This window comes from Streptomyces sp. NTH33 (assembly GCF_003236365.1).
Lineage (GTDB): Bacteria > Actinomycetota > Actinomycetes > Streptomycetales > Streptomycetaceae > Streptomyces.
In genome coordinates this window covers 1-394 of the sequence record NZ_POTZ01001166.1, presented here as the reverse complement: position 1 = coordinate 394, position 394 = coordinate 1, and the positions used below count along the sequence as shown (strand labels likewise).

Sequence of the window (394 nt, the reverse complement as noted above, 5' to 3'; positions counted from 1 at the left end):
TCCTGAATCTTAACCAATACGAGAAAACCTTCATGAAGAAATTAATCGAACTCCGCCAGCAAAAAACCGCCCTGAAAAACCAGATGCGATCCCTGCTGGAAAAAGCCGACAGTGAAAACCGCAGCCTGAACGATGACGAGGGCAAACAGTTTGATGAACTGCGTGCAAAAGCCGATTCTCTCGACACAGAAATTTCCCGCCTCGAGTCTGTGGCTGATGAAGAACGCAGCAAGCCAGGAACGGGCATCCAGAAATTATCATCTGATGAATTGCGTAACTACATCGTAACCGGAGATGTGCGATCACTGTCCACAGCACTGACAGCGGCAGGGATGGCGGATATACCGTAATTCCTGAGCTTGATCGCGAAGTTATGCGCCAGCTACAGGATGAC

1 protein-coding gene is annotated in these 394 nt (G+C 49.2%); it reads left to right on the top strand.

Annotated features, from left to right (window positions below; genetic code table 11):
* On the top strand, positions 1-350 hold a 350-nt coding region (locus C1I97_RS39010), incomplete at its 5' end, for a phage major capsid protein (RefSeq protein WP_220040917.1).
* Between the last annotated feature and the right edge of the window lie 44 nt (positions 351-394).